We start from the raw sequence: 2,346 nt of genomic DNA, 5'->3' as shown, positions 1-2,346 counted from the left end.
GTGCGCTTAAAGCGCTTTAAGGCTAGCATGGAAATGACCAATATTCGCCCTTTTCGCCGCTTTTCCAACCTATTACCCCGCCACTTTCACTCTTAGGCTACAACCACGTACATTCAGCCTGAGAGATCCGTTGCGGAAATAACGCCCTGCTAAGGGGTGAGCAACGCAATACTGCAGCTTCCGCAAACCACCTTAATCACTAAATTCAACGCACAGTAAAAGTGCCACGCGTTGCGAATCCCTCTTGAGCAGTTTGTTAGTTTGCAAACCCAAAGCGTTGATTTTACGTTATTTTAAACTTTGCAAACAATAAACTTTATGTGTTTTGATGTACTTAAGTCAGGCGTAGTCTCAAAGCGGCTACTCAATGAAACCACTTGGAACAAACAATGCCGCAGAAAACGAACTCACAACACCAAAAAGCGCTTTTGGAAAACCAATCTCACAATGCGGACTTTCAACAAAGTCACTGAAACCACGTGGAACTTGCCACACCAAAGAAAGCGTCATTTCAGCGAGTAGATCGGCTTTTATACCAACAAGCTCAACGAGCAGAGTTTCAGCAAAAAAGTTCAACTCAGTAAACCCAAAAGTCGCCGCACCAAAGAACAAATCAACCGTTGAAACGATACCAATTTTGAGTTTACACCACGCAAGTTAACACTGAAATTGAATGCCGATAAGACAATTTCGACTTTAAGCTTTTACCGCTAGTTCTTGCGATATAGGCGCGTTTTTCCTCTTGCAAACTAACGCCCAATTAAGGTGTGAGGCACGCAATACCGATGCTACCGCATACCATCTTAATCACTAGAACCAACGCATAGTAAAAATGCCACGCGTGCCGAATCACTCTTAAATTGTTTGTTATACATTTTTTCTTATTTCGTCTCTCAAACGGCTATTTGGCTTAAAATCCGTACTCAAACTATTTGCTACGAAGCTACAATCAGGATGTTGCTGATAGCTATATTTTAAAAATACTACATTTGATTTACGGTCATTAAAGTACTCTTTGAGTTCACCTATGTCATGCCCAACAAGTAACAAAAACCTAACCCCTGGAATGTAAAAGATATGCTGGTGATAGCCTACCTTTTTACTCGAGACAGGGAACGAAATCATTGGTAAAGGTTGTAAATCAGTATCTATATAGACAATGAGGTAAACATTTTCAGGAAAAGTAGATTCATTGTTTAAGTATTTTCTAATCTGTTCTTGGTATACAAGACCAAGAGAATTCTGGTTCGAATTTTCCTTACGCTTCCAAGCTGAGGCTCGCCAAACAATACTCGCAGCAAAATACAGATAAGCACCTTGGTCAATATTTGCTTCAACATGATCTAACAACCGCTTATCGAAATGCCGCGCGATAACCTTGGACTCATCGAACTTTGAACGTAATGGAAATACTTCAGTTTTACTATTGTAGCAATCTCGAACAACCAAATTTTCCCCATTACGACTAAACTTTTGCTCGCACTCGCCACACAAAAAGTTATCTGTAACTTGCATATCAGTAAATGCGGACGTTCTGTTATGACTTTGGCTCAATATAATTTGGCCACTACAATCTGATTTTCGTAGTTTCTTATACAACCCTTTGGGCATCAGGTGACTAACCTTTAGTTCTTTAACTTGTAAGCACAATGCGCATTCTTCAATCATCATAGTCACCATAAATGTATAACGCCGCGTTAAGGGGCGATAACGCGATACCACCTAAACTTAAACATTGTGCCATAAACACTTAAGCTGAACTTTGAGCTAGAGCCGCCAAGCGTTAGGAGTCCCTCTTAAACGCTTTGTTATATGCGTACTCGAAGTTACATTGAAACTGCTTCGATTTTGTTTCCATCTAAGTCACGAACAAATGCTGCATAGTAAGTTTCACCATACTCAGGTCTTAAGCCTGGCTTACCTGCACATGAACCACCCAATTCAATAGCTGTAGCATAAAATTGGTCAACAGCTTCTTTTGAAGGCGCATTGAAAGCAATATGAGCACCATTACTTGATGTAGCTTTTCCTTCACAAGGGCTTCCGACCCAAAATTCAAAGTTTTCACCATAAGCCGCTGCGATATTTTCTATATAGTGAGCACGTTTAATAAACAACGTAGAAAGAACTGAGTCATAAAAACCAACTGCTTTTGCCACATCAGAAGCGCCAACTGAGACGTGATTTAAAATCATTTTTAAGTCCTTTTACTGTTTGAAACTTGAAAGCATATAACGCGCAGTTAAGGTGTGAGAGACGCACATGCACCCTAACCTAAAATAAACTCTGATAAATCCGTGCCTATTTGGGCACTAAAACCCCAATGCGTTTCGAATCGCCTTGAAC

General features: G+C 40.4%; 3 protein-coding genes. All 3 read right to left on the bottom strand.

Annotation, left to right across the window (positions count from 1 at the left end; translation table 11 throughout):
- Positions 1 to 360: 360 nt before the first annotated feature.
- On the bottom strand, positions 361 to 576 hold the full coding sequence (locus R2S67_RS22650) for a hypothetical protein (protein WP_254059197.1): 216 nt from the start codon (positions 574 to 576) through the stop codon (positions 361 to 363).
- Positions 577 to 867: 291 nt separating this feature from the next.
- Positions 868 to 1,671, bottom strand: coding sequence for a hypothetical protein (locus R2S67_RS22645; protein WP_317347156.1), 804 nt, complete (start codon positions 1,669 to 1,671; stop codon positions 868 to 870).
- 155 nt (positions 1,672 to 1,826) lie between these two features.
- Entirely contained in the window at positions 1,827 to 2,195 is a 369-nt protein-coding gene (locus R2S67_RS22640) for a VOC family protein (RefSeq protein ID WP_317347155.1), read from the bottom strand.
- Positions 2,196 to 2,346 lie beyond the last annotated feature (151 nt).

The organism is Vibrio sp. T13N (assembly GCF_032970445.1).
GTDB classification, from domain to species: Bacteria; Pseudomonadota; Gammaproteobacteria; order Enterobacterales; family Vibrionaceae; genus Vibrio; species Vibrio diabolicus.
Note: the sequence above shows the minus strand (reverse complement) of the source record. Positions and strands in the feature narration are given on the sequence as shown.